Below are 26,739 nucleotides of genomic sequence, written 5' to 3'. Positions count from 1 at the left end.
TCGATTCCTGATCTTAAGCCCCGCGCAAACGCACGAGCAGGCGGGAAAGCAGGCCACGACGCGCAACGTCGGGCAAGGGTTGCACCATGGGTGGCGGGCTACTTGCCGTTGCAGACAAGCGGGCATCAAGCAAATCAATAGCAAGGCATGCCGCAATAAAATTGCACAAATCGGACGTCTGCACCCCCAGCATACGCTGCGCCATACAGGCACTCGCTGGCGTGCGCGTCCAGAACGCAGCCATACGCATGGCATCGGGAATATCGGCCAAGCGGGTCAGGTTGGGCCAGTGGCGCAAACGCAAGCGGCTATTACCATCAAGCCCGCGGGGCATGCGCCCGCGGGCGGTCCATAACGCAACTTGCCATAACACCGCATGTGCGCTCGGCGCATCGGGGCGTGCATTCTCTTGCCCATCCGGCAATACGGCCAGGCGAAACTCACTGTTAGGCGATGCGCAAAGCTGAATCAGCAGGGCCAGATCGGCAAACAGCTCACACCTCTCCTGAGCCGGATAAAAGTGCAGCACAACCTTGCCATGCACCAACACCGCGGCACTGCGCCGCTTACGGTACAGGGTGCGCAGCACGCCATACAAGCCGGCATTCGGGTCAAAACTGCCCATAGTCTGCGGCCACACGGCAAGCGGCTTAGGCCGTACATCCGCCTTCTGCTTTGCCGAAACAAGCGGATGACTTTGCGGCTCATCGCCGCCGCCCCCCCCCGCCGCCGTCATTTCAAGCTTTTGCATGACTGCACAGGAAGAAGCCGGCTCGGCGATCACATCGGAAACAATGACCGCGCGCGGCGCAACGACCGGTTCAAGCTCACTTTGCACGGCGGCAGTTGGTCGCGGCGCAGCCAGCACCGGCTTACTCACCCGCAACTGTTGCAAGGCAGGAAACAGTGTCTCGACGCGGATAGGCTTGGGCAGCACCGGCGCAGGTGCATCCGTGACCGCAAAAGACGAAACAATCAATGCAGGCAAGGCGGGATGCGCGGTGCGAAAATCATCCCAAACGGCCCAGCCTTGCGGGCTGTCAACATCGACAATGGCCAGTACCGGCTCATCCTGGGCAGATTCGGACAGCTGGTAACATATCGCTTTATGCATGCGAAAAGCCATGCGCAAAATGGCCAGCTTGCGTGCATCCATCCCTAGAGCCAGCACCACCAGAGTGTGGCTATCTATCGTGGTCATCATCTATCAGGCCACCTCGGCAGGCCTTTGCAGGCGCCGGATAAGGGTGTTGATCATCACGGCGCCCTCATCCGGCAGCGTTTGTGTGCCATGCTGCAAGCGCTGTTGCAAGGCTAGCAATCCGGGCAAATCTTCCATTTTTTCATACAGGGCCAGTAGCTGCGGATAGAGCTCAAGCTGCGCCGGCGCGCTGACAATACTGCGCTCAAGCAAGGCCAGCGCAGCCTCCAACTGGCCGAAAGTCAGGTAGGCATCCGCCTCCTCCAGCACACTCGCCACCATAGGCTCGGCCGCATCGGCCACCTTCTCGACCAGCCACAGCTTTGCCTTGGCAGGCGGACGGCTACGGACAAAACCGTAGCGCTGCCCTATTGCTTCAAGCGCCATCCGGCTGTCCGCCTGTGCCAGCTCGGCAAAAGCGGGGTGGTAACCCAAGGCCAGCCCGTGGTGCAGCAATTTTTCGCGCAAGCCTGCCCCCGCCGCCGCCATGGCAACAAACAGCTGCCACAAAGCCAATGCATAGCCATCGATATTGCGGTGCTGGTAATGCACTTGCAGCAGGTCGATCAAGAGTGAGGGCTTGCCGGGGGTTTCACGCAAGGCCTCGCGCAGCGCCGGTAAAGCATGGTCACTATCATTCGCCGCCAACAGCAGGCGTACACGACGCTGTGCCGGAACAAACAAGCAGATCACCCGCGTCTCATCCGGCTCCAGTGAACGCAACACCGCGCCCGCCCCGTCAATCAGGCTCACCTGCGCCGGTACGCCATCTGCCTGCACCGCGCGGGTAGCGACTGCCGCGACAGGCACAGGAGATGGCAGCGGCCCGGCGTTGTCCTCAACCGCGACATCGACAGGCGTAAAAGCTTCCGGCCCCATCTGCAGCGCCTCATCGGCCAGCACTCTCAACCCCAAATGATTGCGATCCAGCGCCAATCCGGCACGAACCGCCGTTTCCAGTTCCTCAGGCTTTAACTGGCGTAGAGACAGGATGTCGCAATAACCGTCCAGCTCACCCAATTCCAGATAAAGCCGGCACAGTATTTCCATCACTTCTTGGCTAACCGCCTCATCCTTCTCTACGCATGCACGCAAGGTATCGGCGGCGCGCTGGGTATAACCAAAGGAAAGATAGACCTGTGCTTCGGTCAATGGCTCAACGGTATGGACATCAATCTGATCGCTAGGCTGCTCGCCATCACTCTGCACCGGCAAGGCATCCGGCTCGACCGGTGCACCTGCCGGCGACGGCACCGCCATATCGGATGCCACGCGGCGCTGCCGCCACTGGATCACCCACAGCAGCAACACCAGCCCCAGTGCCGACAACAACAAAGCCAGATCAGACATATCAGTACACCGGCGCCGACGGTGGCGGGAAGTCGGATGGCGTCAGTAAATCGGTGCCACACTCCAAGGTCTCGAACCAGTCAAGGAAGCGGCCGACCATTTCCTTGCCGCGAAACGAGCTGCCATGCTGGGGAACAATCCACTCGACGTCCATCTGGCGCACCATTTGCGCCCACAGCCGGCAGGCCTTGTTATTGGTCATATAGCGGCGATGAAAAGCCTGCATATGCGCATCCTGCAAATGGCGGTCGAAGTCTTCAACCGGGCATGCCGCATCGGCACCACTGACCAGCGATGCACCGATGTCACCGGAAAACAGGATCTTGCTGATCGGGTCATACACCTGGAAAAAGCCGACCGTATGCAGATAGTGGGCAGGAATGATATCCAGGCTTGCACCGCCCAGATTGACCCGCATGCCGCGCGGCGGAATGGCAATGAGACGGCCTTCCGTCACCCCCTTGACACAGAAGTGTGGCAGAAAACGGGTCCACTCTTCGGCGATCAGGATCTGGGCATCGGTAATCAGCAACCAGCCGTTAGCCGACGCGATAATGTCAGGATCCTGATGCGATGCGAAAATATAACGGGTATGCGAAGGCAGGAAGAAACTTGCCATCTCGGCGATCAGGTGCTTATAGGTCAGGTTGCCGCCCGGATCGAGCAACATTCCCTCTCCGTTATTGACGATGGCGAACTGGTTCGCCTGAATGCCTTCACCCTGAACAAGCTCGGTAAAACCGATGCATTTATGGATGCCATCATCGTATAAGGTGACTGCCATACTAAGCCTGTGCGGACGTTGGAGACACCCAATCATGACCCGTACGGGATATTAGCGACTTGATGCTCGTCAACACTCAGCCAATTTGGCTATTCAATTTTCATTTTTAAATTAATTAGCATCAAACACATCCCGAAATGTCCGGCATGACATCGAGCACTAACTGCCAGCCTGATTCGCTGCGCGCTGACGGGCACGCCAGCGCCATGGCGGCTCGGCCTGATGGCGCCACAAACCGATATGCGCATGTCGCGCCTGCGCCTCAGCCATCTGATAGCGCGCATAGTCGGCGGCGGATTGCTTGCCCTTGGCGTATTGCGGGTAATGCCAGGCCTGACCGCTATCAAGCAGCGCCAGATTGATATCGCGCCCGTCCAGCCAGAGTTGCCCTACACTGCGCCCATACTGATCCTGCTCTAGCACCCGCACCCGCACTTCGCGACCACTTACCCAGGATTTCAAAGCGTCCCGCGCCGCACTGCCACCGGCCTGCGCGCGCTCGGGAGCATCAATAAAGGCCAGTCGGATCTTGTGCGCCTGACCTGTGCCATCCATTACCGTCAGCGTATCGCCGTCGGCCACCTGAGTCACCCTGCCATGCACTTCACCGTTTTGCGCCGGCTCCTGCCATAAAACAAAAACCGCTACCAGGATAAACAAGGCAGCGGCAATTTTGCGGTGCAAGGGTGCGGTGAAAAACAAGGTCGCCAATGCACTTAGCAACTGGCGGGGTTGGCGGCGCGCGCGCATTCCCCTAATCTCGCTCAGGCATCGCCATAACGGTGCGGCTGCCATAAGACATCGGCTACGCCCGCATCGCGGTTCAGGACCCGTGCCAGCACGAACATCAGATCGGACAGACGGTTCAGATACTGGCGCGCAGCTTGGGATACATCTTCTTCGCGGGCCAGCAAGACCAGCGCACGCTCGGCACGCCGGCAAACGGCTCGCACCTGATGTGCCAGCGCAGCCTGACGCGAACCACCGGGCAGGATGAACTCTTTGAGCATGGGCAGCGTTGCATTGCATTCAGTCAAAAACTGCTCAAGCCTGACCACATGCCCCTCTTTTAGCGCGCTATAGCCTGGCACTGCCAACTCGGAACCCAGATCAAACAAATCGTGCTGCACTGCCGCTAAAAAAACCGCCACCTGTTCAGGCAAGGCCTCCGCCAGCAACAAGCCCATGCAGCAGTTAAGCTCATCCACATCACCCAGCGCGGTAATACGCGGCGACTCCTTGCCCAGGCGACTGCCGTCACCCAAGCCGGTCGTGCCATCGTCACCGGTACGGGTCATGATCCTGGACAGGCGGTTACCCATGATGGTCATCCTTGTATTGTTCATTCCGGCCAATATCGGCGATGGCCTGACGTACGCTTTCCCGCAGCGTCTCACCAAACAGCATGTCGTAATCTTCCTTCATCTGCTGCATCACGCCGGCGAGCATATGCTTGCTCTGCACCTCGATCGCATCCTGCAACCACAAGGTCAGCTCGACCTTCATGCGCGGAACAATGCGCTGGTAAACCGCATCCAGCAACGCCGCCTCGTCCACCACGGCCATACTGTGCTTTTTTACCTGAGACTCGACCGGTGCGCAGATGACAGGCGAAGGCTCTGCCATCTGCGCCGGCGTCAAGACAGGCTCGGGCTCTTCCATCAGCACCGGCGTCAAGGCAGGCTCGGGCTCTTCCATCAGCACCGGCGTCAAGACAGGCGCAGGCTCTTCCATCAGCGCCGGCGTCACGGCAGGCGCAGGTTCTTCCATCAGCACCGGCGTCAAGACAGACTCGGGCTCTTCCATCGGCACCGGCGTCAAGACAGGCTCAGGCTCTTCCATCGGCACCGGCGTCAAGACAGGCTCGGGCTCTTCCATCGGCACCGGCGTCAAGGCAGGCGCAGGTTCTTCCATCAGCACCGGCGTCACGGCAGGCTCGGGCTCTTCCATCGGCACCGGCGTCAAGACAGGCTCAGGCTCTTCCATCGGCACCGGCGTCAAGACAGGCTCGGGCTCTTCCATTAGCACCGGCATCACGGCAGGCGCAGGTTCTTCCATCAGCGCCGGCGTCAAGGCAGGCGCAGGCTCGAACATATCCTCCAACACCGGCACCGCCGCCTCCATCCCGGACTGAAGCGGCAAGTCATGCCCGGTTTCCGTCTCACCGGCTTCCGTTTCAAAAGCGGACAGCCTCGATGGCAAATTAAAATCGGGATGTGCATCAGCGCCCGGCAAAGGCTGCATGGCCTCGGGGACCGCATCAGGCATCAGACTCGCCAGATCCAGATCGGGCACATCGGATTGCCAAGAAGCGGATGGCGCGCTTGCAGACAGAGGCAAGGCCGAATCTGGCGCGTCAAAGGCAAAATCGAAGTCTTCCAACAGGCTATCGACCGAGGCCGGTGGCGTGCTGTGATCAAGCCAGATATCGGCAGGCGCCAGTTCGGAAAAAAGCGCCTCGTCTTTTTCCGCTGGATGTCCTGCTTCTGCACCCAATTCAAGATCAATGGCAGGCAGCGTTTCGAATAAGGCATCGCCCGGCTTAACGTCCAGCACAGGGGGCCGCACCGGCGATAACTCCGGCGGCAAATCCAGCGGTGTACCAAAGTGTTGGCGGGTAAAAGAATCCGCCCCAGCAAAAGGAGCAGAAACCGGCAATTCGGTTTCGACCACCTCGGTCAGAACGGGCAGATTGTCGGGTAAAGCGTGTCCATGCGGTGCAGTAACGGTCATGTTTGGCGATGGCGCATATCATGGTGCTCGATGGCAAGCCCCAAGGAACGATAAAAGCGAAAACGGGTCCGCGCCATGGCGAGCGCGTCCTCGTCTACACCGATGATTTCCAGAATACGGGAAAAGGCCGCCGGATCGGCTGGCGGCGCTCCGCCCAGATTCAACAACACCCTATTCTCGCCGCAATCCGCCAGCGACAGCCCCAGCCAGACCGGTGTCTGGCTGGCAATGGCATCGTCGGCCTTGCAATGCGGGATAAATGCTGTTTCGGACAGGCTCCACAAGCGCGCACTAAAGCGCTCAAGTGCAGCCGCATCCGGCAGCAATACAAACAACTTGGCCCCTTTACGGTAGGCAGTCGCGGCCAGTTTGCAGGCAAAGGCCGGTGCATCGGCCACACCGGTATAAAAATCAATCTGCGTCATGCTGGTCCGGCGCTTCCGTCACCTCGCGTCGCGGACGGCCACGGCGTACGACATTACCCAGCGCGATATCGGCGCGGTCTTGCAGGTATTGCACCAGCAGCGGCACGGGGCGACCGGTCGACCCCTTGTCCTTGCCGCTCTTCCAGGCGGTGCCGGCAATATCCAGGTGTGCCCAGTCATAAGCCTTGGTAAAGCGCGACAGGAAGCAGGCGGCACTGATGCTGCCTCCGGCACGACCACCAATATTGGCCATATCGGCAAACGGGCTCTTCAGCAGCTCCTGATACTCCTCCCACAACGGCATATGCCAGGCACGGTCGCCAACCTCTTCTCCGGCAGCAACCAAGTCGCGTGCCAGCGAGTCTTGCGAGCTGTAAAGCCCGGTTGCCACATGGCCCAGCGCAATCACGCACGCGCCGGTCAAGGTCGCCACATCGATCACGGCAGCCGGCTCGAAACGCTCGGCATAGGTCAGCGCATCACACAGGATCAGGCGGCCTTCGGCGTCGGTATTCAGCACCTCGATAGTCTGGCCCGACATGGAAGTGACAATATCACCCGGTTTAAGCGCTCGCCCGGACGGCATGTTTTCACAGGTCGGAATCAGCACCACGATATTCAGGGGCAGCTTCATTTCGACGGCGGCACGGAAGGTCCCCAATACGGCAGCGGCACCGCCCATATCGTATTTCATCTCGTCCATGGCCTCGCCCGGCTTAAGCGAGATACCGCCGGAATCAAAGGTAATGCCCTTGCCAACCAGCACAAACGGCTTGTCGGCCTTGTCTTTGGCACCGAAGTAGCGCAGCACGATAAAGCGCGGCGCAAGCTCACTGCCCTTGGCGACCGCGAGGAAAGACCCCATGCCGGCCTCTTCAATCGCGGCCTTGTCCAGAATCTCGGCCTCGGCACCAAAGGACTCGGCAATCGCACGCGCCTGATGTGCCAGATAGTCCGGGGTGCAGACATTACCCGGCGCATTGCCCAGATCCTTGGTCAGCTTCATGCCGGCAGCAATTGCCAGGCCTCGCGCCAGGCCGCGTTCACCATCGGCCAGATCACTGCGCCGCGGCACCGCCAGGGTAAATTTACGCGGCTCGCGCACGCTTTCGTCCTGGCGCGACTTATACGTATCGCAGCGGTACAGCGTATCCAGCGTGACCACGCAAGCTTGCTCAACCATCCATTCTACGTCGTGTTTTTTCACGCTCAGTTCGGACAGATAGCTGACCACTTCGCTGGACGAGGTTTGCGTCAGCGCACGGGCAGAAGCGCGTATCGCTTCGCGGTATTCCTTGGCGCGGAACTCGCGCTCCTTGCCTAAGCCTACCAAAAGGACACGATCGCACAGCGTATGCGGCACCGAGTGCAGCAGCAAGGTGCTGCCCAGCTTGCCTTCCATATCACCACGGCGCAGCACATCCCCGATAAAGCCGTTGGAGATGCGATCCAGCAAATCAGCCGCCAGCGTCAGCTTGCGCGACTCGTAAACACCGACGACTACGCAGGCTACGCGCTGCTTCTCCGGACTTCCACTTTTAATGTTAAACTCCATGAGCCTGCTCCCGATGCATTACGTATCATTAAGAGAGCCGCCAAAGCCAATTGGCTGCGGCGGGCGACGCCCCGGCGCGGGGCGAAAAATCCATAAGACTGGCCCTTAACGGGCTTTTTCTCATTATCTATACGCTTTTGACAAATTGTCAAAAACAGGCGCATCTTCCCATGGTTTTTCGAAAAAGTCTGACGCGAGAACTGACAGTCACCAGTATCGGCGTATTCCTTGTTCTGTTCGCCATCTTGCTGACTACCCAGACCATCAATATGCTCGGGCGGGCGGCTCAAGGCCGCGTCGCCAACGAAGCCGTCGCGGCCCTGATCGGTTTCTGGGCACTGGGGTTTTTCCCGGTTTTGCTGATCCTCACTATTTTCATCACCGTGATGGTGGTGCTGGGCCGTGCCTGGCGCGATCATGAAATGGCAGTGTGGTTTTCTTCCGGCATGTCGCTGACCCGCTGGATTGCACCTGTGCTGCGCTTCACCCTGCCCTTTACCCTGCTGATCATTATCGGCACTTCGTTTATCGGCCCGTGGGCGCAGTACCGCAGCAAGGAATACGCGCAAAACCTTAAACAGCGCGAAGAGATATCGGCGCTGGCGCCTGGTGTATTCAAGGAAGCCCAAGGCGGCAAGCGCATCTACTTTATCGAAAGTTACAGCCCCGACGACGGGGCATCGCGCAATCTGTTTGTGCAGTCCATCGAAAAAGACGAGGTTTCCACCATCTTCGCCGAGCAAGGCAAGCTAAGCGTCAATGACAAGGGCGTGCGCGAACTGGTATTGGAAAACGGTCACCGCTACATAGGCGAAGCGGGTTCGGGCGAATTCGAGATCGGCCAGTTCCAGCGCTATAGCGTCAGAATGGGAGAAAGCCCGCGTCTGATAGAGCCAAGCAGCGACTCGGAAACGCGCTCCACGCTGGAGTTATTCGCCGGCCACACTGCGGCAGATCGCGCCGAGCTGGCCTGGCGCCTGTCCATGCCGCTAAGTTCGCTCATTCTCGCCCTGCTCGCCATTCCCTTGGCCTATTACAACCCGCGTAGCGGCCATGCTTATAACCTCGTGATGGCGCTAGGGGCTTATCTGCTCTACCAGAATGGCTTGTGGCTGCTGCGCGACTGGATTGCCCATGACAAAATTTCTTCGTCACTGGGCATTCTCCCCATCCATCTTTTGATGCTGGGTATCGCGCTGGGCCTGATCTGGTACCGCAACCGGCCAACCGGCTTTGTTACGGCAGCATGGAATGCACGTAGACAACAAAATCGCACAAAGACCCGCGCATGAAACAGATACGCAACTACCTGCTGGCCAGCTTTCTCTCGGCCAGCCTGTTTACCCTGATCGCCCTGATCGGCTTGTACGCATTTTTTGACGTCATCAAGGAGTTGCCGCGCATAGGCCGGGGCAGCTACGACATTGTCGCCATGCTGGGCTATGTCGCCCTGCTGATGCCGGGTCATGCCTACGAATTGATGCCGCTGGCGGTATTGATAGGCTGCATGGTCGCCATGACCCAGCTCTCGGCCAGCTCCGAGTACACCGCCATCCGTACTTCGGGCGTATCGCTGGCGCAAATCGCCCGCACCATGCTGCTTTTTGGCAGCGGCTGCGCGCTGATGGCGCTGTTACTGGGCGAGTTTATTTCCCCCTGGTCGGAGCAAACGGCAGAGAAATTCAAGCTGGACAATACCCGCTCGGTTGTCGCCCAGGAATTCCGCTCGGGACTATGGGCCAAAGATGACAACAACTTCATCAATATCGGTGAAATGTTGCCGGACACGACCTTGCTGAATATCCGCGTTTACACCTACGACAAAGACTTCAAGCTCACGCGCTCGCGTTTCGCCCAGCGCGGCAGCTACGAAGGTAACGGCTACTGGAAGCTGGAAGGGGTACGCGACTCCAATATCGAGCCGGACCGTATCCGCGTGGAAACCTTCCCCTCCTTGCAATGGAAATCCGTGTTGCAACCAGACATTCTGTCGGTGCTGCTGGTGGTGCCGGAGCAGATGTCGGCCTACAACCTCAAGGCCTATATCGATCATCTGCGCGCCAACCACCAGAAAACCCAGCGCTATGAGATCGCCCTGTGGAGCAAGCTGTTCTATCCGCTGGCCTGTATCTCGATGGCACTGGTGGCACTGGCCTTTACCCCGGTTTCGCGCCGCCAGGGTGAAATGGGCGTCAAGCTATTTACCGGCATTTGCCTGGGTATCGCCTTTCACTTCACCAACCGCCTGTTCGGTCATCTGGGGCTGCTTTACGAGTGGAATCCGATTTTTTCGGCTACCGCGCCCACTTTGCTGTTTTTGCTGGCAGGTCTCTGGGCCATTGCCCATCAGGAAAGGCGTTAAATCATGCAGGCTTGCGACGACTTTTCAGCGTGTCAAACATGGCGTCGCGAGCTGCAGGCAGAACGCCAAAGCTTGGCACAACGCTATCGCCACGATGGCCGCACACGCGACTACCTGAACCGCCACAGCCAACTCATAGACGGCTATATCCGCACCATTTGGGATGCGCTGGCGCTTGAGCAGCAAGCCTGCTTGCTGGCTGTCGGCGGCTATGGCCGCGGCCAGCTTTTCCCCTGTTCCGATATCGACCTGCTGATACTCTTGCCCGCCGCGCCGGATGCCGCGCTCACCGAGACACTCACCCGCTTTGTCGGGCTGCTATGGGATATCGGACTGGAAGTCGGCCACAGCGTACGCACGGTAGCCGAGTGCCTGAGCGAAAGCCAGGCCGATCTGACGGTAGAAACCACGCTACTGGAAAACCGCTTGCTATGCGGCCGCCCGGCACTCTTTACCGAACTGAATCAGGCCACCGCCCGGGTACGCGACCCGCTGCGCTTTCTCGAAGGCAAGCTGATCGAGCAAACGCAGCGCCATAACCGGCTGTTTTCCGGCACCAGCAATCTGGAACCCAATCTCAAAGACAGCCCGGGCGGTCTGCGCGACCTGCACACTATCATCTGGCTGGCACGCGCCATCGATCTTGGCAGCAGCTGGGACATGCTGGTGCAAAAAGACATTCTGACGCCAACCGAAGCGCGCATGTTGCGCATCAGCGAACGCCAGCTGGAAAAACTGCGCATCGAACTGCATCTGCAGGCCAAGCGGCGTGAAGACAGGCTGATCTTTGATCTGCAACAGCAAACCGCACTGGCCATGGGCTATGCCGATGCACCACAGCGCCGCGCCAGCGAAGAGATGATGCAGGCCTACTATAAGGCCTCGCGCATGATCAGCCAGCTCTCCGGCATTCTGCTGCCCAATATCCGCGCCCTGCTGTTTTGCCCGCTGCCCCGCGTCACCGTCGATATCGACAGCCGCTTCTACCGCGTCAACGATATGCTGGGCATACACGGCAACGATGTCTTCGAAGATGACCCCGGCGCGATACTGGAAGCCTTTTTACACATGCAGCGCCATCCGGAGCTGACCGGCATGGCACCGCGCACCTTGCGTGCACTGTGGCGCGCGCGCCGCCATATCAACGAGCGCTTTCGCCGCAACCGCCATAACCGCGCCCTGTTTTTGCAGATGTTCCGTGAAAACGGGCTGACTCATACCCTGCGCCGGATGAATTTGTACGGTGTGCTGGGCAAATATCTGCCGGCATTTGGCCGCATTATCGGGCGCATGCAGCACGACCTGTTCCATGTTTATACCGTGGAAGAGCATATTTTGATGGTGGTGCGCAATCTGCGCCGCTTTGCCGTCCCCGCCTTCAATCATGAATACCCCTTGCTCAGCCGCCTGATTACCGGCTTCGAGCGACCGGAAGTGCTGTATATCGCCGGCCTGTTTCACGATATTGCCAAGGGGCGCGGAGGCGATCATTCCCAACTGGGCACGGTGGATGCGGCCGAATTCTGCCAGACCCACGGCTTGTCGTTTGAGGATAGAGAGCTGATTGTCTGGCTGGTGCGCGAACACCTGAGCATGTCGACCGTGGCGCAAAAGCAGGATATTTACGACCCGGAAACCGTACTGCGTTTTGCCGAAACCGTCGGCAACCCGCGCAGGCTGACGGCACTTTATCTGTTGACCGTCGCCGACATTCGCGGCACCAGCCCCAAGATCTGGAATGGCTGGAAAGCCAAGCTACTGGAAGACCTGTACCACGCAACCTTGCGGGTACTGGAAAGCGGGGGGGAAGTTGACTGCCAGTCGGTGATCAGCGAACGCCAGGCGCAGGCACGCGCCGAATTGCGCCTGAATGCCCTGCCCGAGGGCGTAGAGATGCGCTTATGGCAGCAACTGGATACGGTCTATTTCCTGCGCCACGATGCGCGCACCATTGCCTGGCATGCCCGCGTACTGAATCGACTGGTCGACAGCGCCACGCCCATTGTCAAGGCACGCATGAGCGAGTCGCGCGAAGGCATCGAAGTTCTGGTCTACACCCCCGACCAGAGCACGCTGTTTTCGCGCATCTGTGCATTTTTCGGGCGCACCCACTACAGCATTGCCGATGCCCGCGTACACACCACCCGCCATGGCTACGCCCTCGACACATTCCATGTATTCATTCCCGAGCATCATGCCGACGACTACCGTGCCATGATCAACTTTATCGAGTTTGAACTGGCCCAGTGCCTGCAATCGGGCGAGACCGCTGCCGTCATGAAGTCCGGGCGCATCGACCGCCACCTCAAGCACTTCCCCATCCAGCCGCAGGTATCGCTGCATCCGGACGACAAGGCGCTTTACTATGTCCTGTCTATCGTGGCGGGAGACCGCCCCGGCCTGCTGGCACGCATTAGCCAGGTGCTGACCGAGCACCGCTTCGGTGTGCACTCGGCCAAGATCATGACGCTAGGCAGCCGGGTGGAAGACTCTTTCTTGTTGTCAGCCGATGGCGGCAGTGACGACAAGGCGCTACTGGCACTGGAGTCAGCACTCACCAAGGCGCTGCAGCTCTGAGAGCGTGTTCACGATCTCGCGAGCGAGGGCGAGGCAAGACGAAAACGGCAGAGAAAGCGGAATGTACAGGTGGTACTTGAGCATTTCGAATGCTGTTTTCAACGCCGTATCGCCGATGCGCAGCAGATCGTGAACAGGTTCTGAGCTGCTGCGCCCATCGCCTCAGCGCGGTACGCGTATCATTTCGACGCCGCGCAGGGCAGCCAGGTCGCGCCCGCCGGCATAGCTGACCGAGGATTGCAGGTCTTCCTGCAATTCAAGCAGCAGCTTGTCAATGCGGCCCTTGTACTCGACCAGAATCTTCTTGCCCTCGACGTTGACGTAAGCGCCCTTGTTGAACTGCGAGGCGCTGCCGAAATATTCCTTATACAGCTTGCCGCTGATCTCGACGATCTCGCCAGCGGACTCGTCAAAACCGGCAAACAGCGAGCCCGCCATCACCATGGTCGCGCCACACACCAGCGCCTTGGCAATATCGCCATGCTCAACGATGCCGCCATCGGCAATCACCGGCACGCTGACCGCCGCGGCGCAATCCTGCACCGTGGAAATCATCGGGCGATGAAAACCGGTTTTATTCTTGGTAATGCAGACGCGGCCACCGGCAATGCCGGCCTTGATCGCGTCACAGCCCCAGGCTTCCAGTTCGCGCGCGGCCTCGGCCGTGGCGATATTGCCGCCGATGATAAAGCTGCCCGGAAAGCTGGCCTTCAGATGCTTGATCATGCGCTCGGCCTTGACGCACCAGGCGTTGGCCACATCCAGCGTGATGTATTCGGGGGTCAGACCGGCCGCCAGAAGATCGCTCACCTGCTGGTAGGAGTCTTCGTTTACCCCCATGCTGATGGAAGCAAACAGGCCTTTTTGCTGCATGTCGGCAACAAACTCGACCACATTCACATTGAAGCGGTGCATGGTGTAAAACCAGCCCAGACGCGCGAAGTACTCGCAGGATGCGGCATTCACCACGCTTTTCATGTTCGAAGGGTAAACCGGCATGCTAAAGCGACGCGGACCGAAGGCGACCGAGGTATCGCATTCCTTGCGGCTATCGACCACGGTTTTCTTGGGAACGAGATAAACATCGCCATAGTTGATTTCGGTACTGATCATGCTGTGCCTCACGGGAATTTACGGGATTAAAAACAGGGGGCCCCATAAAAAAAGGGAACCGTTGCCGGCTCCCGTTTGCACTTTCCCCGCAGCGGCGTTTGGCGCGCTGCACGTCAGTTCGTCAACACATTAGCGTGCGACGCTTGCTGGCGTCAACCCTTTTATCTCGATATAAAACTACTTACGCAGACAGCATGACTAACCGTCACCGACAGCGCCGTCGTGCATCACAACGACCCCGCCCAGATTGTCGAGCAGGCTCTGGCGCAGCGTATCGGCCTGCACCAGCGGCAGACTGACCTGCAGGCGCACCTGTTCATCGTAGCGGGCCTCTGCAATGGCAAGATCGTGCTGCAGACACCAGTGGCGCAGGCTGTTTTCATGGGCAAAGCCGCATGCCAGCCACCAGGACGCCAGCGCCACAACCGGTGTTTTTTCGGCGGCATCCAGCGCCGCCACTGCCGCCTGACTATAGGCACGCATCAAGCCGCCGGCACCCAGCTTGATCCCGCCAAAATAGCGCACCACCACCAGCAAGACATTCTGCAGCTGGCGATGCATCAACACATTGTAAATGGGCCGTGCTGCCGTACCGGAAGGCTCGCCATCGTCGTCCATGCCCGAGTCGCCCACGCACAGTAAAACCCAGCACACATGGCGTGCCGACGGATGCTCGCTACGGATACGCGCCAACTCGCGTAAGGCCTGTGCCCGCTCACTGACCGGCAGCGCCATGGCGATAAAACGGCTCTTGCGAATCTCTGTTTCGGCTTGTGCCGCTTGCTTGATCTGATACATGGGGGCGAGTCTAGCGCCGGATGGGGCCGAAGGTAAGGGCAAATGCCGCATTGCCCTTGCCCGCCTAAACACCGACAATGCAATATCGTCATCAATATCTGGAGCTTGCCATGACAGCAGGCATCTGGCTCAGTCTGGCACTGGCTGCGCTGATAGGTGAATTTTTAAGCGGCACGTTTTATCTGCTGGTTTTTAGCGTGTCCTTTGCCATCGCATCGCTTGCCAGCTTCTTTGGCGCGCCGCCCGCCGTGCAACTGGTTCTGGCCAGCATCAGCGCCCTTGCCGGTGTGGCTTGTTTGCGCCGCCATCGCAAAAGCCTCAACACCCAGACCCGTGCCCGCGTGGATGACCCGGATCTGGGGCAGCGCGTCGAAATATTGCATATCGACGAAACAGGCCAGGCCCGTGTGCAATACCGTGGCACCAACTGGGATGCCGAAATCAGGTCGCCCCGGCTTATCGAAGGCCAGCACGCCTATATTGTCGGTCGTGACGGCAACCGCCTGATCGTCGACGCCACCCCACCGGAGGAAAACGCATGATTTCCACACTCGTTTTATTCGCCGCCGCACTGGTATTCGTGCTGCAGGCTGTCCGCGTCGTGCCGCAGCAAAGCGCACTGATAGTCGAACGCCTCGGCCGCTTTCATGCTGTGCTCAAGCCCGGTCTCAACATCATCATTCCCTTTGTCGACCGCGTCGCCTACCGCCACAGCCTGAAAGAGATTCCGCTGGATGTGCCCAGCCAGATCTGCATCACGCGCGACAATACCCAGCTCAAGGTCGACGGCATCCTGTACTTTCAGGTCACCGATCCGCAGCGCGCAAGCTACGGCTCCAGCGACTACATCATGGCGATTACCCAACTGGCGCAAACCACCTTGCGCTCGGTCATCGGCAAGATGGAGCTGGACAAGACATTCGAAGAGCGCGATGAAATCAACACCTCGGTCGTCGCCGCGCTGGACGAAGCGGCCTCCAGCTGGGGCGTGAAGGTTTTGCGCTACGAAATCAAGGACTTGGTGCCGCCGCAAGAAATCCTGCACGCCATGCAATCGCAGATTACCGCCGAGCGCGAGAAGCGCGCGCTGATCGCGGCCTCCGAGGGGCGCAAGCAGGAACAGATCAATATTGCGGCCGGCCAGCGCGAAGCCTCCATCCAGAAGTCAGAAGGCGAAATGCAGGCGGCGATCAATACCGCGCAAGGTGAAGCCGAAGCCTTGCGTCTGGTTGCTGACGCCAATGCCCACGCGCTGCGTGCCGTGGCGCAAGCCATTGCCGAACCTTCCGGCATCGAGGCGGTCAACCTCAAGGTAGCCGAGCAGTATGTCGAAGCCTTCGCCAAACTGGCCAAGACCGGCAACACCCTGATTCTGCCAGCCAATGCAGGCGACGTGGCCGGCCTGGTCGCCACCGCCTTGTCCGTGGTCAAACAGACACCGAAAAGCTAAACTGCATGGCCGCGCTTGTCTTGGCGCGGCCAAGCCCACATAATTCCCCGCATGAAAATACTGACCGACCTCCTCCCCGTCCTGCTGTTTTTTGCCACTTACTGGTTTACCCGCGACATTTTCTCGGCCACCGCCGTCGCCATCGTCGCCACCGCCGCCATGGTCGCCGTGGCTTGGGTACGCCACCGCAAGGTCGACACCATGCAATGGGTCAGCCTGGCGCTGATCGTGGTGCTAGGCGGCGCCACCCTGCTGTTTCACGACAAGCAGTTCATTATGTGGAAACCCACCTTGTTGTACTGGGCCATGGGCGCTGGCCTGCTGATCGGCGAGATGGCGGGCAAAAACGGCATCAAGGCCATGATGAAAGAGCAGGTCGCCCTGCCCGATCCTGTCTGGCGCAAGCTTAATTTTGCCTGGGTCGCTTTCTTTGCCTTTATGGGTGCACTCAATCTGTATGTCGCCATGCGCTTTAGCGAAGAAATCTGGGTCAACTTCAAACTATTCGGCGGCATGGGACTGATGCTGGCCTTCGTGGTGGCACAAAGCCTGTATCTGTCACGCTTTATCGAGGAAAAACCATAATGCTGTATGTTATTCAGGGCGAAGACGTAGCCGGTTCGCTGCCACAGCGTCTGGCTGCCCGCCCCGCCCATCTTGCGCGCTTGCAAGCCTTGCAGGACGCAGGCCGCCTGCTGCTGGCCGGCCCTTTTCCGGCCATTGACGCCATAGACCCGGGCCCGGCCGGCTTTTCCGGTAGCCTGATCGTGGCCGAGTTCGCCTCGCTCGCCGATGCACAAGCATGGGCCGGTGCCGATCCTTATGTCGATGCCGGCGTTTATGCCCAAGTCACGGTCAAACCGTTTCGCAAGGTACTACCGGCATGAACGAGACCCTCAGTCTGATGCAGGACAAGCTGGCCACGCTGGCGCCGCAACATATCGACATCCGTGACGATAGCGCCAAGCATGCGGGTCACGCCGGTGCGCGCGCCGGTGGCGGCCATTACCAGCTTTACATTGTCAGCGATGCCTTTGCCGGCCTGAGCACGCTGGCACGCCACCGTCTGGTCTACGACACACTGGGCGAACTGATGCAGGTGCGCATACACGCGCTGAGCATCAGCGCCAAAACCGCACAAGAATCCTGAACCCGAACTTGCCTGAGCAAGCACGCTATTTCGACCAAGAAAGCAGAAAACCAGATGAAGAAACTGACCCTAGTTACCGCCGCCGTGCTGTCGGCCTTTTCCTTTGCCGCCCAGGCCGCCTCGGTCAACGGCCAGGCCATTTCCCAGCAGCGCATCGATGCCGTCGTCAAAATGATGCAGGCACAAGGCCAGCAGCAAGTGTCGCCGGCCATGGCGAGCGAGCAGGTCATTACCGCCGAAATCCTGCGTCAGGAGGCGGTTAAGCGCGGCCTGGACAAGTCGCCGGCCGTACGCGCCCAGCTGCAGAATCTGGAAGCCATGACGCTGGCCGACGAATTATTGCGCGACCATGTACGCCGCAACCCGGTAACCGATGCCAAGCTGCTGGCCGAATACAATGCGCTTAAAGCGCAAATGCCGGCCAAGAAGAGCTACCACGCACGCCATATTCTGGTGAAAACCGAAGCCGAAGCGCAGGCCGTGCTGGCCTCGCTGAAAAAAGGCAAGCCGTTTGCCCAACTGGCGCGTGAAAAGTCACAAGACCCGGGCAGCGCCGCACAAGGCGGCGATCTGGGCTGGAGCGAGCCGGGCGCCTATGTGGCCCCGTTTGCCGAAGCACTGGGCAAACTGTCCAAGGGCCAGGTCACCGCCGTGCCGGTGAAGACCGATTTCGGCTGGCACATTATCCAGCTGGAAGACAGCAAGAGCGAAAGCCTGCCGCCACTGGACAGCATTCGCCCGCAACTGACCCAGCGCGTACAGGGCATGATGGTCGAAGACTATATCAAGTCGCTCAAAAGCAAGGCACAAATCCAGCCTTAAGGCCTGATGAATACGAACTTAAGCAGCCCCGCCAATGTGCGGGGCTTTTTTCTGGCAACAACATTTATACCGGACACTAAAGCCCGGCAAATTGACAAAGCATAGTGCGTAAACCATACCTTCAGGGCTATGTTTTCAAGGAAAAACCTATGCGCCGCCTTGCCCCCGCCCTACTCTTTGCCCTTGCCAGCCCGGTATTTGCCGCCACCCATATGCAGCCGGGGCTATGGGAAATCACCACTACCCTCCAGATTCCCGGCGTCAAGCTAGACATTCCGCCTGTGGTGGCCCGCCAGTGCTTTACCGCCGCCCAACTCAAAGCAACCGAACACCCGTTGCCAACCAGTCCGGGGTGCACCATCACGGACAGTACACACAGCAGCGAAATCACCCGCTGGCAGATGCAGTGCAAACAGGGAAATAACCGCATAAATGCCAGCGGCGAAATCCATTACAGCGCCCAGTCCTATCAGGGCAGCGCGCGCTTTAGCGACAGCAGCGGCAAGCACGCCGAAACCGTCGTACACCGCTATAGCGGCAAACGCCTAGGCACATGCCGCTGAGCATTCCTGCTGCCGGTCAGATACCCGTATCCCAATTCAAATTTTTCAGGCAAATACCGGATACATGCGCCATAACAACAAGGCGTAAGCCATACATTCAGGGCAACGTTTTAAAGGAGAAACCTATGCGCCGTCTTGTCCCCGCCCTACTCTTTGCCCTTGCCAGCCCGGCATTTGCCGCCGCGCCCATGCAGCCCGGGCTCTGGGAAACCACCACCACCATCCAGATTCCCGGCGTCAAAATAGACATTCCGCCCGTGGTGGCCCGCCAGTGCTTTACCGCCGCCCAACTCAAAGAAACCGAACACCCGTTGCCCGCCAGCCCGGGGTGCACCATCACGGACAGCAAGCACAGCGGCGAAATTACCCGCTGGCAAATGCAGTGCAAGATGGAAAACAGCGTCATGAATGCCAGCGGCGAGATCCATTACAGCGCCCAGTCCTATCAGGGCAGCGCGCGCTTTAGCGACAGTAGCGGCAAGAAAACAGAAACCGTCGTACACCGCTATAGCGCTAAGCGCCTGGGTACATGCCCCTGAACTGTCCCGATTCTGGCCGGATACCAGTATCCCAATTCAAATTTTTCAGGCAAATACCGGATACATGCGCCATAACAAAACGGTGAAGCTGCCTTTGCCGGCAGTTTGTTTTTCATAAGCACGCAGCCCGCCATGCCGTAATGCGCCAAACCTGACACTGCGGCATGCTGCGGGCGGATAGCAAAACAGGAGATGTGCATGTACCTCATCAATACCGGCGACACCGCCTTTATCATTTTATGTACGGCACTCGTCTGCCTGATGACGCCGGGGCTCGCCCTGTTTTACGGCGGTCTGGTACGCAGCCGCAGCATGCTATCCATCATGATGCAAAACTTCATTTCCATGGGCGTGATTACCGTGGTGTGGATTTTTGGCGGTTTCAGTCTGGCGTTTGGCCCCGATGTCGGCGGCGTGATCGGCGATTTAAGCTACTTCGGCTTCAGCGGCATCGGTGCCATGCCGCATCCGCACTATGCGCCATCCATCCCCTTCATCATGTTCTTCGCCTACCAGATGATGTTTGCCATCATCACACCGGCGCTGATTACCGGTGCGTTTGCCGAGCGTTTTGATTTCAAGGCCTACCTGAAATTCATCGTATTGTGGATGCTGCTGATCTATGTACCGGTTGCCCACTGGATCTGGGGGGGCGGCTTCCTGGCCAAACTGGGCGCCATCGACTTCGCCGGCGGTATCGTCGTGCATACCACCGCAGGCTTTGCCGCGCTGGCAACCGTGATGTTCCTGGGTAAGCGCGATATTGAGCCCGGCGACAAGCCCGAGCCTAGCAATTTGCCACTGGTGGCTATCGGTGCCGGCCTGCTGTGGTTCGGCTGGTTCGGCTTTAATGCCGGCGGTGCTTATGCAGCGAACGCACTGGCAGCCTATGCCTTTGTGAATACCGCCGTGGCCGGTGCCGTGGCCATGGTCGTATGGCTCTTGCTGGCCTGGCGCTTTGAAGCCAAACCCAGTTTCTCCGGCGTGCTGGTCGGCGGCGTAGCGGGTCTGGCCACCATCACCCCGACGGCCGGTTATGTCGAACCCTGGGCGGCGGTCTTGATCGGTGCCATCGGCGCCACCGTGTGCTACTTCGCCAAGGTGCTGCAGGCGCGCTTCAAGTACGATGATGCGCTGGAAGTATTCCGCGCCCACGGTGTAGGTGGCGTGACCGGCTCCTTGCTGGTGGGTTTGCTGGCCAACCGCGCCATTGACGACGTCAGCGGCGGCCTGCACCAGTTCGCCATCCAGCTTCTGGCCGTAGTGATTGTGGCTGTGTACTCCTTTGGCGTGACCTGGATGATTATGAAGCTGATCCACAAGCCACGCGTCAGCCACGCTGAAGAGGAAGAAGGGCTGGACGAGGCCCTGCATGGCGAACACGCCTACCATTTCGACAAGGAAAGCTGAGCAGTAGTGATGTCAAAGACGGCACAAACCGGCAGAAATAGCCGGTTTGTGCCGTTTGTATATCGCGCAACAGCGACATAGGGCTTATATGAAAACGCCGATTGCCCTATTATCGCAGCCCCGATGCCTGAAAGCCCCGACTTGCCCCCTATGACAGCAACCACCTCCGACCCGTTTGAAACCTCGGCCCTGACCGACTACCTGCAGGCACACAAAGCCAGCCTGATTACCTCGGACGGCAGTTATGCCGTTTCGGTGCAAGGCGAGATCTGTCTGGGCAAGCGCGTCATTGCCTACCATCTGGTGCCGGATGAAGGCTTTCTGGGCAAGAGTGCCAAGTGGCGGCGCATGGACAACACGGCCAAACTCGCCCTGCTGCGCGAGCGCTGGAACGAAAACACCCGTGCCCAGCTGGAAGCCAAACTGAGCGCCTGCGCGCAGCAAGTCATCGCACTGGCCGCCGAGTTCGAACTGGACCCGACCCGGGCACTGGGTGCCTTCAAAGCCAAGTACGAGCGTGCCAGCACCCGCGTCACGCTGGCGCTGGACCGCATCAAGGAGCTGGCCAGCACACTGGACGCCGAGCGTCAGGCGAAAAAGACCCGCGATGCCGTCAACCTGTCGCTCTACCCCGAGTCCTTTACCATGGCGCAAGGCATGGCGCGCCACTTTATCGCCGTACTGGGGCCGACCAACTCGGGTAAGACCCATGGTGCGATGGAGCATCTGGCCAGCGCGAAAAGTGGTGCCTATCTGGCGCCTTTGCGCTTGCTGGCGATCGAAAACTACCAGCGCCTGCTGGATGCCGGGGTTGCGGTCAGCCTGATTACCGGCGAGCAGCGCAAGCTGCATCCGGGCGCGACCCACGTCGCCAGCACGGTCGAGATGCTCAACCCCAACAAAATGATCGAAGTCGCGGTCATCGACGAAATTCAGTTACTGGACGATCCGGATCGTGGTGCAGCCTGGACCGCGGCCGTATGCGGCGTGCCGGCCAAAACGGTCTATCTCCTGGGCGCGCTGGAAGCGCGTGGCGCGATTGAGTCGCTGGTCAAGCGCGTAGGCGGCACACTGGAAGTGCGCGAACTGCAGCGCATGTCGCCGCTGGAAATGGAAAAAGCGCCCTTGGGCTCGCTGAAAAACCTCAAGCCGGGCGATGTACTGATCGCATTCTCGCGCCGCGAAGTGCTCAACTGGCGCGACCAGGCGATCGAGCAGGGTTTTGCCGTATCCGCCATCTATGGCAATTTGTCGCCCGAAGTGCGCCAGGCGCAGGCCGAACGCTTTATCAGCGGCGAAACCAGCATCGTGGTTGGCACCGACGCCATCGGTATGGGCCTGAATACGCCGGCGCGGCGCGTGATTTTCACCACCGCCAATAAATGGGACGGCTACGCCGAAGGGATGATCAGCGCGTCGCTGGCCAAACAGATTGCCGGGCGCGCCGGGCGCTTCGGCCAGCATGAAGCCGGCTTTGTCGCGGGTCTGGACGGGCGTACGCACAAGGCCATTGCCGCCTTGCTGCTGGAAAAATCCGATCCGCTACCCACCAGCGGCTTTTACGTTGCGCCCAACCTCGACTATCTGGAGCAGATCGCCGCGGCCACCGGGCAGGACAAGCTGGAGCCTTTGCTGGAGCTGTTTACCAAGCACATCAATGTGCATGACGAATTCTTCCTGCCGGCCAACCTGTCCGAGCAAATGGCCAAGGCACGCTGGCTGGATGCGCTGCCGCTAAGCCTGCCCGACCGCGTCACCTTCAGCCTGTGCCCGGTCTCGACCAAGATTCCCATGCTGGAAAACGCCCTGCACGACTGGGCCGAATGCCGCGCCAAAAAGCGCAGCGCCTCGCTATTGCGCATGGAGGGCACCGGCGGACGCCAGCGCCTGCAATATCTGGAAGATACCTGCAAGCTGTATGCCGCCTATGCCTGGCTGGGTTACCGCATGCCGGACACCTTCCCGCACGGCGAGATGGCACAAAGCCTGATGCAATCGACTTCGGAAGAAATCGACACCTTGCTGCAGCGCCAGAACAGCCAGTTGCGCCACCCGAAAAAGCCGCAAAACAGCCGCCGCGGACCGCCTGCGGGCAATCGCTCCCGTCGCGGCTGAGTCAGGCTGGCTATGCTGTCCTTGTCAAACAACAGGGGCAGCACATGAAAAGCCAGCGTACCGAATACGATTCCATGGGGCCGGTCCAGATCGCAGCGGGCAGGTTATGGGGCGCACAGACCCAGCGCGCCCTCGCCCACTTTGCCATTGGCGAAACGCCCATGCCGCCTGCGCTGCTAAGCGCTTATGCGCGCCTGAAAAAAGCCTGCGCGCTGGCCAATGGCGAGCTTGGACAATTAACGCCGGCGCAAAGCGCATTGATCTGTCGGGTGTGCGACGAAATACTAGCCGGCAAGCACGATGCGCAATTTCCGCTGCCGCCGTGGATCAGCGGCAGTGGCACCCAGTTCAATATGAACGTCAATGAAGTCGTCGCCAATCGCGCCAGCGCCCTGACAGGCGAAGCGCTGGGTAGCCACCGGCCGCTACACCCCAACGACCACGTCAACCGCTCCACCTCCAGCAACGATACCTTTCCCAGCGCCATGCATATCGCGGTGGCACTGGCCACCCAGCAGCAGCTGCTGCCGGCGCTTAGCCGTCTGCAACACGGCTGTGAAAGCAAGGGCCAGGCATGGGACGGGCTGCTCAAGGTCGGACGCACCCATTTGATGGATGCGGTGCCGATGTATATGGGTCAGGAATGGCACGCTTTTGCCAGCCAGCTGAAAGCCGCGCATGCCGACATCAGCCATGCCCTGGCCGGTGTGATGCCGCTGGCGCTGGGCGGCACGGCAGTGGGCAGCGGTCTGGGGGCGCCGCCGGGCTTTGCCCGTGCCGCCATCCTGCATCTGGCCAACTTCACCGGCCTGCCCTTTCGCGAGGCGGATGATCATTTTGCCGCCCAGGGCGCGCACGACGCCCTCGCCCGCCTGTCTGCAGCGCTGAAAACCCTCGCCACCATCCTGTTCAAAATCGCCAACGATGTACGCCTGCTGGCCAGTGGCCCGCGCTGCGCGCTGGCCGAACTGAAGCTGCCGGACAACGAGCCGGGCTCGTCCATCATGCCGGGCAAGGTCAACCCGACCCAGTGCGAGATGCTGGCCATGGTGGCGTTGCAGATCATGGCCAACGATCAGGCGGTCGCGCTGGGCAACGCCGGGGGCATGCTGCAGATGAATGTGTACAAGCCGCTGATCCTGCGCAACCTGCTGGAGTCTTTACGCCTGGCGGGCGATGCCATGGACAGCTTTAACCGGCATCTCGTCGCCAACTGCCAGCCCGACAGTGCCCGCCTCGCGCGCGATGTCGAGAACACGCTGATGCGCGTCACCGCGCTGGCGCCGGTCATAGGCTATGAGCAGGCGGCCAGCATCGCACAGCTTGCACTGGCGCAAGATTGGCCGCTACGGGTCGCGGCCTTGCAGCTGGGGGTGGAAGAAGCGCTGTTCGATAAACTATGCGATGCCGGCGCTATGGCCGGCGCAGGCCACAAGGCGGACCCGGATTAGGCCCTGCAGCGCGCAAGCTGGCTGCTCGCCAACAGCTGCAAGGCCGCCTCCAGCATCACCGTCTGGGTCGCCAGGGCCCCGGCAGTCGCCTCGACATTGATATAGGGGATAGCGTGCGCCGCCGCGTAAACCGACAAGGAGCCGTCGTCCGGCGCGCCCCTGTCTTGCAGCACGACATTGAAACCCTGCGCGGCCAGCGGCAAAAACAGCCGCCGCTCGCTTACCAGTAAAAACTGGTCGGGCGAAACCCCCGGCGCCAGTGCCACTTCGGCGGCGCTGCTGGCTAGCGCCCCGCCTGGCAGATAGCTGGCGGCCGAATAGCCGCCGGGATGGTTATTGTGCAGGGTGATGATGGCACTGGCCCTATCCGGTGCCAGTTGCCAAAGCAAAGCTTCGCTAAAGCCGGCCAGCGCCAGACGTGCAGCCGCACTATCCGAGCCGTAGTGTGCGAGTGTGGCCGCGATGCCTGCCCGGCTAAAGATACGGTTAGGGTCGGCACGCGCGTCCTCGCCATTCACCCCAAAGTGCAGCAAGCGCCCGCCGCCATGCTGCAAACTCAACAGACGTCCGCCATAGCGCGCCAGCAAAGCGCTGCCGGCAGCCAGGGCCGTGCTTTCATTCTCGTGCACATTCAGCAGCAGCACGCAGGACGCACCGCTACGGCGCTCGGCCAACAGCACGGCATGCTCCCCCAGCGCCAAGCGGGTAAGCTTGCTGCCCGGCTCGATAGCGATGGTGGCAGGCGGTATCCATAACGGCGGCGCGCGCCCGGCACAGCCGCTCAAGAACACCAGCAGCAGCGCAAACAGCAGGCGCAAGGCGCCATCAGGCCGTCGTGCGCGCGGCGACATGCTGCTGGTACGCGTCTTCGCTGAAGACATCATCCTGATGTTCCACCCTATCAAGAAACACCAGCCCGTCCAGATGATCCAGCTCGTGCTGGAAAATGCGCGCCACAAAACCCTCCAGCACCTGCCGGCAACACTGGCCGTGGCGGTCGGTGTATTCAACCTCGATGCGGTGGTGGCGCGGCACCAAAGCACGCAAGCCGCCCACACTCAGGCAGCCTTCCCAGTCCTTGACCTTTTCGCTGCCATGGCCCAGCACGCGCGGATTGATCATGGCGGTGGGCGCCATATCCGGCGCATACGGGTAGCGCACGCTGGGGCGGGAAGCCACCACAAACAGCCGTTGCGAACAGGCGATTTGCGGGGCGGCAATACCGACCCCGTTCGCCTCCTTAACGCTGGCAATCAGCGTATCAATCAGGGCTTGCACGGCGGGGGCATGAATATCGGCCACCGGCTGCGCCACCTGGCGCAATACAGGGTGGCCCAGCTGAATAATGGGGGTGTCGGCAGGCACGGCAGAACTCCAGAAACGGATGGCAGCTCCGGATCATAGCAGAGCACCGCGCCGCCCTTTAGAAACGACAGAGAAAGGTCACCAAAAACGGCACCGACAAATCCACGACAAAGCCGTGCAGCATGGCAACAAAGATCCAGTCGCGTCCGCACACGCGGCTGATCACCGGCAAGGTCGTGTCCATGGTGGTGGCCCCCCCGGCGGCAATGGGCGCCAGCTTGCCAAAAGCGGCATACAGCAAGGGCGCCATCAGCAGGGCGAAGATTTCGCGGAACACATTAGACACCAGCGCAATGGTGCCCAGCTCGGCGCCCTTGTATTGGGTGATGAAGATGGACGACAGCGAGTAGTAACCGAAGCCCGAGCCGATCGCCATCGACTCGGTGGCCGATACATGATCCAGCGCAAAACTGATGGCAAAGCTGCCAAGCAAGGTGCCGACAATGGTGGCCAGCGGAATCAGCAGGATTTTGGGCTGCATGCGCGCGAGGGTTCGGCGCAAAGTATCGTCGGCGCCGACCGATACCCCCACGCAAAACAGCAGGAAAAACAGCGCATACAGGGTCAAGTCGCTCTCGCTCAGCCATAGCGGCAAAGCACCCGACCAGCCCAGCATGACCCCGAGCACGAAAAAAGCAATAATCGTCAGCGCGCCCTTCATGCTTCATCCTTTCGGAAAAAGCGCACATAGACCCACCACGACGCCAGCACGCTGCCCATGGTCGATGCCAGCGAAATCACCACACCGGTCACGCCTATGGTCGACAGATTGGACAGAATCGCCTCATTGCCGCCCACCGACAGGCCAAGCAGAAACAGCAGCAGGAAAATGGCCAGCGAAATCAGCCGGCCGATATGGCGTACCGGACGCCAATCGCGCAAAAAATGGCCGGCTATCACACCGGCAAACAGACAGGCAATCACACTCAACATGAAGAACTCCGCAAACAAAAGCAGGCCGCCGCAAAAGCGGCGC

General features: G+C 59.9%; 28 protein-coding genes. 14 read left to right on the top strand and 14 right to left on the bottom strand.

The genetic code is table 11. From position 1 onward, the window contains the following. Positions 1-13: 13 nt before the first annotated feature. The 8 genes from M3P88_RS05710 to M3P88_RS05675 all read right to left on the bottom strand — a co-directional run bounded on the left by M3P88_RS05710 (position 14) and on the right by M3P88_RS05675 (position 8,048). Complete coding sequence (locus M3P88_RS05710) at positions 14-1,204, bottom strand: hypothetical protein (protein WP_249615078.1); 1,191 nt, start codon at positions 1,202-1,204, stop codon at positions 14-16. A 3-nt stretch (positions 1,205-1,207) separates the two neighbouring features. Then, positions 1,208-2,551, bottom strand: a complete 1,344-nt coding sequence (locus M3P88_RS05705) for a tetratricopeptide repeat protein (protein WP_249615077.1) — start codon at positions 2,549-2,551, stop codon at positions 1,208-1,210. 1 nt (position 2,552) lies between these two features. Next, positions 2,553-3,335 (bottom strand): oxygen-binding di-iron domain-containing protein, encoded by a 783-nt coding sequence (locus tag M3P88_RS05700; RefSeq protein WP_249615076.1) that lies wholly within the window; start codon positions 3,333-3,335, stop codon positions 2,553-2,555. 159 nt (positions 3,336-3,494) lie between these two features. Further along, positions 3,495-4,085, bottom strand: a complete 591-nt coding sequence (locus tag M3P88_RS05695; protein ID WP_249615075.1) for a thermonuclease family protein — start codon at positions 4,083-4,085, stop codon at positions 3,495-3,497. Between the two features lie 14 nt (positions 4,086-4,099). Continuing rightward, complete coding sequence (locus M3P88_RS05690; protein WP_249615074.1) at positions 4,100-4,657, bottom strand: cob(I)yrinic acid a,c-diamide adenosyltransferase; 558 nt, start codon at positions 4,655-4,657, stop codon at positions 4,100-4,102. Beyond that, positions 4,650-6,068: a hypothetical protein gene (locus M3P88_RS05685; protein WP_249615073.1), complete on the bottom strand. Its 1,419-nt coding sequence runs from the start codon at positions 6,066-6,068 to the stop codon at positions 4,650-4,652. The genes M3P88_RS05690 and M3P88_RS05685 overlap by 8 nt, the downstream gene beginning before the upstream one ends. After that, positions 6,065-6,493: a DNA polymerase III subunit chi gene (locus M3P88_RS05680; RefSeq protein ID WP_249615072.1), complete on the bottom strand. Its 429-nt coding sequence runs from the start codon at positions 6,491-6,493 to the stop codon at positions 6,065-6,067. Before M3P88_RS05680 ends, M3P88_RS05685 begins: the two co-directional genes overlap by 4 nt. Continuing rightward, positions 6,480-8,048, bottom strand: coding sequence for a leucyl aminopeptidase (locus M3P88_RS05675; protein ID WP_249615071.1), 1,569 nt, complete (start codon positions 8,046-8,048; stop codon positions 6,480-6,482). Before M3P88_RS05675 ends, M3P88_RS05680 begins: the two co-directional genes overlap by 14 nt. A 170-nt stretch (positions 8,049-8,218) precedes the next feature. On the opposite strand from M3P88_RS05675, the gene lptF reads away from it, so the two are divergent. The 3 genes from lptF to M3P88_RS05660 are packed head-to-tail and all read left to right on the top strand — an operon-like array spanning position 8,219 to position 12,987. Further along, complete coding sequence (lptF, locus tag M3P88_RS05670; RefSeq protein WP_249615070.1) at positions 8,219-9,340, top strand: LPS export ABC transporter permease LptF; 1,122 nt, start codon at positions 8,219-8,221, stop codon at positions 9,338-9,340. Beyond that, positions 9,337-10,410 (top strand): LPS export ABC transporter permease LptG, encoded by a 1,074-nt coding sequence (gene lptG / locus M3P88_RS05665; protein WP_249615069.1) that lies wholly within the window; start codon positions 9,337-9,339, stop codon positions 10,408-10,410. Before lptF ends, lptG begins: the two co-directional genes overlap by 4 nt. A gap of 3 nt (positions 10,411-10,413) precedes the next feature. Next, positions 10,414-12,987, top strand: coding sequence for a [protein-PII] uridylyltransferase (locus M3P88_RS05660; RefSeq protein ID WP_249615068.1), 2,574 nt, complete (start codon positions 10,414-10,416; stop codon positions 12,985-12,987). A gap of 162 nt (positions 12,988-13,149) precedes the next feature. Here the strand turns inward: M3P88_RS05660 and M3P88_RS05655 are convergent, their stop codons facing one another. Beyond that, the gene (locus M3P88_RS05655) at positions 13,150-14,100 is read right to left on the bottom strand and encodes a GMP reductase (RefSeq protein ID WP_249615067.1); all 951 of its coding nucleotides are present in this window, start codon (positions 14,098-14,100) and stop codon (positions 13,150-13,152) included. Positions 14,101-14,298: 198 nt separating this feature from the next. Then, on the bottom strand, positions 14,299-14,898 hold the full coding sequence (locus M3P88_RS05650) for an IMPACT family protein (protein ID WP_249615066.1): 600 nt from the start codon (positions 14,896-14,898) through the stop codon (positions 14,299-14,301). A 110-nt stretch (positions 14,899-15,008) separates the two neighbouring features. Here M3P88_RS05650 and M3P88_RS05645 point away from each other — a divergent pair, with 110 nt between their 5' ends. The 11 genes from M3P88_RS05645 (at position 15,009) to M3P88_RS05595 (ending at position 24,398) form a co-directional block, all read left to right on the top strand. Continuing rightward, a complete protein-coding gene (locus M3P88_RS05645; RefSeq protein WP_249615065.1) occupies positions 15,009-15,440 on the top strand; it encodes an NfeD family protein in 432 nt (143 codons plus the stop codon). Further along, entirely contained in the window at positions 15,437-16,348 is a 912-nt protein-coding gene (locus tag M3P88_RS05640; protein WP_249615064.1) for an SPFH domain-containing protein, read from the top strand. The genes M3P88_RS05645 and M3P88_RS05640 overlap by 4 nt, the downstream gene beginning before the upstream one ends. 51 nt (positions 16,349-16,399) lie before the next feature. After that, positions 16,400-16,933: a septation protein A gene (locus M3P88_RS05635; protein ID WP_249615063.1), complete on the top strand. Its 534-nt coding sequence runs from the start codon at positions 16,400-16,402 to the stop codon at positions 16,931-16,933. Then, entirely contained in the window at positions 16,933-17,235 is a 303-nt protein-coding gene (locus M3P88_RS05630) for a YciI family protein (RefSeq protein WP_249615062.1), read from the top strand. The genes M3P88_RS05635 and M3P88_RS05630 overlap by 1 nt, the downstream gene beginning before the upstream one ends. After that, positions 17,232-17,498, top strand: coding sequence for a BolA family protein (locus M3P88_RS05625; protein WP_249615061.1), 267 nt, complete (start codon positions 17,232-17,234; stop codon positions 17,496-17,498). Before M3P88_RS05630 ends, M3P88_RS05625 begins: the two co-directional genes overlap by 4 nt. A gap of 54 nt (positions 17,499-17,552) precedes the next feature. Next, positions 17,553-18,320 (top strand): peptidylprolyl isomerase, encoded by a 768-nt coding sequence (locus M3P88_RS05620; RefSeq protein WP_249615060.1) that lies wholly within the window; start codon positions 17,553-17,555, stop codon positions 18,318-18,320. A 149-nt stretch (positions 18,321-18,469) separates the two neighbouring features. Then, the gene (locus tag M3P88_RS05615; RefSeq protein WP_249615059.1) at positions 18,470-18,883 is read left to right on the top strand and encodes a DUF3617 domain-containing protein; all 414 of its coding nucleotides are present in this window, start codon (positions 18,470-18,472) and stop codon (positions 18,881-18,883) included. Positions 18,884-19,008: 125 nt separating this feature from the next. Next, positions 19,009-19,422, top strand: coding sequence for a DUF3617 domain-containing protein (locus M3P88_RS05610; protein WP_249615058.1), 414 nt, complete (start codon positions 19,009-19,011; stop codon positions 19,420-19,422). A gap of 198 nt (positions 19,423-19,620) precedes the next feature. Then, entirely contained in the window at positions 19,621-20,832 is a 1,212-nt protein-coding gene (locus tag M3P88_RS05605; protein WP_249615057.1) for an ammonium transporter, read from the top strand. 150 nt (positions 20,833-20,982) lie between these two features. Next, positions 20,983-22,947 carry a helicase-related protein gene (locus tag M3P88_RS05600; RefSeq protein WP_249615056.1) on the top strand — a complete coding sequence of 655 codons (1,965 nt, stop codon included), beginning with the start codon at positions 20,983-20,985 and terminating at the stop codon, positions 22,945-22,947. A gap of 44 nt (positions 22,948-22,991) precedes the next feature. Beyond that, the gene (locus M3P88_RS05595; protein ID WP_249615055.1) at positions 22,992-24,398 is read left to right on the top strand and encodes a class II fumarate hydratase; all 1,407 of its coding nucleotides are present in this window, start codon (positions 22,992-22,994) and stop codon (positions 24,396-24,398) included. On the opposite strand, the gene M3P88_RS05590 is transcribed toward M3P88_RS05595, so the two are convergent. The 4 genes from M3P88_RS05590 to M3P88_RS05575 are packed head-to-tail and all read right to left on the bottom strand — an operon-like array spanning position 24,395 to position 26,696. Continuing rightward, entirely contained in the window at positions 24,395-25,282 is an 888-nt protein-coding gene (locus M3P88_RS05590) for a hypothetical protein (protein ID WP_249615054.1), read from the bottom strand. The genes M3P88_RS05595 and M3P88_RS05590 overlap by 4 nt on opposite strands. Beyond that, positions 25,224-25,763, bottom strand: a complete 540-nt coding sequence (gene def / locus M3P88_RS05585; RefSeq protein WP_249615053.1) for a peptide deformylase — start codon at positions 25,761-25,763, stop codon at positions 25,224-25,226. Before def ends, M3P88_RS05590 begins: the two co-directional genes overlap by 59 nt. A gap of 58 nt (positions 25,764-25,821) precedes the next feature. Beyond that, positions 25,822-26,424 (bottom strand): LysO family transporter, encoded by a 603-nt coding sequence (locus M3P88_RS05580; protein ID WP_249615052.1) that lies wholly within the window; start codon positions 26,422-26,424, stop codon positions 25,822-25,824. After that, positions 26,421-26,696 (bottom strand): LysO family transporter, encoded by a 276-nt coding sequence (locus M3P88_RS05575; protein WP_249615051.1) that lies wholly within the window; start codon positions 26,694-26,696, stop codon positions 26,421-26,423. Before M3P88_RS05575 ends, M3P88_RS05580 begins: the two co-directional genes overlap by 4 nt. Positions 26,697-26,739 lie beyond the last annotated feature (43 nt).

This window comes from Craterilacuibacter sp. RT1T (genome assembly GCF_023502145.1).
In the GTDB taxonomy this organism is placed as follows: Bacteria; Pseudomonadota; Gammaproteobacteria; order Burkholderiales; family Chromobacteriaceae; genus Craterilacuibacter.
This window is presented reverse-complemented; position numbering and strand designations above follow the sequence as displayed.

What these genes read in the sequence shown, in the direction of transcription:
- M3P88_RS05710 (WP_249615078.1), bottom strand. Translation starts at nt 1,204, where the DNA reads ATGATGACCACGATAGATAGCCACACTCTGGTGGTGCTGGCTCTAGGG.
- M3P88_RS05705 (WP_249615077.1), bottom strand. Translation starts at nt 2,551, where the DNA reads ATGTCTGATCTGGCTTTGTTGTTGTCGGCACTGGGGCTGGTGTTGCTG.
- M3P88_RS05700 (WP_249615076.1), bottom strand. Translation starts at nt 3,335, where the DNA reads ATGGCAGTCACCTTATACGATGATGGCATCCATAAATGCATCGGTTTT.
- M3P88_RS05695 (WP_249615075.1), bottom strand. Translation starts at nt 4,085, where the DNA reads ATGCGCGCGCGCCGCCAACCCCGCCAGTTGCTAAGTGCATTGGCGACC.
- M3P88_RS05690 (WP_249615074.1), bottom strand. Translation starts at nt 4,657, where the DNA reads ATGGGTAACCGCCTGTCCAGGATCATGACCCGTACCGGTGACGATGGC.
- M3P88_RS05685 (WP_249615073.1), bottom strand. Translation starts at nt 6,068, where the DNA reads ATGACCGTTACTGCACCGCATGGACACGCTTTACCCGACAATCTGCCC.
- M3P88_RS05680 (WP_249615072.1), bottom strand. Translation starts at nt 6,493, where the DNA reads ATGACGCAGATTGATTTTTATACCGGTGTGGCCGATGCACCGGCCTTT.
- M3P88_RS05675 (WP_249615071.1), bottom strand. Translation starts at nt 8,048, where the DNA reads ATGGAGTTTAACATTAAAAGTGGAAGTCCGGAGAAGCAGCGCGTAGCC.
- lptF (WP_249615070.1), top strand. Translation starts at nt 8,219, where the DNA reads ATGGTTTTTCGAAAAAGTCTGACGCGAGAACTGACAGTCACCAGTATC.
- lptG (WP_249615069.1), top strand. Translation starts at nt 9,337, where the DNA reads ATGAAACAGATACGCAACTACCTGCTGGCCAGCTTTCTCTCGGCCAGC.
- M3P88_RS05660 (WP_249615068.1), top strand. Translation starts at nt 10,414, where the DNA reads ATGCAGGCTTGCGACGACTTTTCAGCGTGTCAAACATGGCGTCGCGAG.
- M3P88_RS05655 (WP_249615067.1), bottom strand. Translation starts at nt 14,100, where the DNA reads ATGATCAGTACCGAAATCAACTATGGCGATGTTTATCTCGTTCCCAAG.
- M3P88_RS05650 (WP_249615066.1), bottom strand. Translation starts at nt 14,898, where the DNA reads ATGTATCAGATCAAGCAAGCGGCACAAGCCGAAACAGAGATTCGCAAG.
- M3P88_RS05645 (WP_249615065.1), top strand. Translation starts at nt 15,009, where the DNA reads ATGACAGCAGGCATCTGGCTCAGTCTGGCACTGGCTGCGCTGATAGGT.
- M3P88_RS05640 (WP_249615064.1), top strand. Translation starts at nt 15,437, where the DNA reads ATGATTTCCACACTCGTTTTATTCGCCGCCGCACTGGTATTCGTGCTG.
- M3P88_RS05635 (WP_249615063.1), top strand. Translation starts at nt 16,400, where the DNA reads ATGAAAATACTGACCGACCTCCTCCCCGTCCTGCTGTTTTTTGCCACT.
- M3P88_RS05630 (WP_249615062.1), top strand. Translation starts at nt 16,933, where the DNA reads ATGCTGTATGTTATTCAGGGCGAAGACGTAGCCGGTTCGCTGCCACAG.
- M3P88_RS05625 (WP_249615061.1), top strand. Translation starts at nt 17,232, where the DNA reads ATGAACGAGACCCTCAGTCTGATGCAGGACAAGCTGGCCACGCTGGCG.
- M3P88_RS05620 (WP_249615060.1), top strand. Translation starts at nt 17,553, where the DNA reads ATGAAGAAACTGACCCTAGTTACCGCCGCCGTGCTGTCGGCCTTTTCC.
- M3P88_RS05615 (WP_249615059.1), top strand. Translation starts at nt 18,470, where the DNA reads ATGCGCCGCCTTGCCCCCGCCCTACTCTTTGCCCTTGCCAGCCCGGTA.
- M3P88_RS05610 (WP_249615058.1), top strand. Translation starts at nt 19,009, where the DNA reads ATGCGCCGTCTTGTCCCCGCCCTACTCTTTGCCCTTGCCAGCCCGGCA.
- M3P88_RS05605 (WP_249615057.1), top strand. Translation starts at nt 19,621, where the DNA reads ATGTACCTCATCAATACCGGCGACACCGCCTTTATCATTTTATGTACG.
- M3P88_RS05600 (WP_249615056.1), top strand. Translation starts at nt 20,983, where the DNA reads ATGACAGCAACCACCTCCGACCCGTTTGAAACCTCGGCCCTGACCGAC.
- M3P88_RS05595 (WP_249615055.1), top strand. Translation starts at nt 22,992, where the DNA reads ATGAAAAGCCAGCGTACCGAATACGATTCCATGGGGCCGGTCCAGATC.
- M3P88_RS05590 (WP_249615054.1), bottom strand. Translation starts at nt 25,282, where the DNA reads ATGATGTCTTCAGCGAAGACGCGTACCAGCAGCATGTCGCCGCGCGCA.
- M3P88_RS05580 (WP_249615052.1), bottom strand. Translation starts at nt 26,424, where the DNA reads ATGAAGGGCGCGCTGACGATTATTGCTTTTTTCGTGCTCGGGGTCATG.
- M3P88_RS05575 (WP_249615051.1), bottom strand. Translation starts at nt 26,696, where the DNA reads ATGTTGAGTGTGATTGCCTGTCTGTTTGCCGGTGTGATAGCCGGCCAT.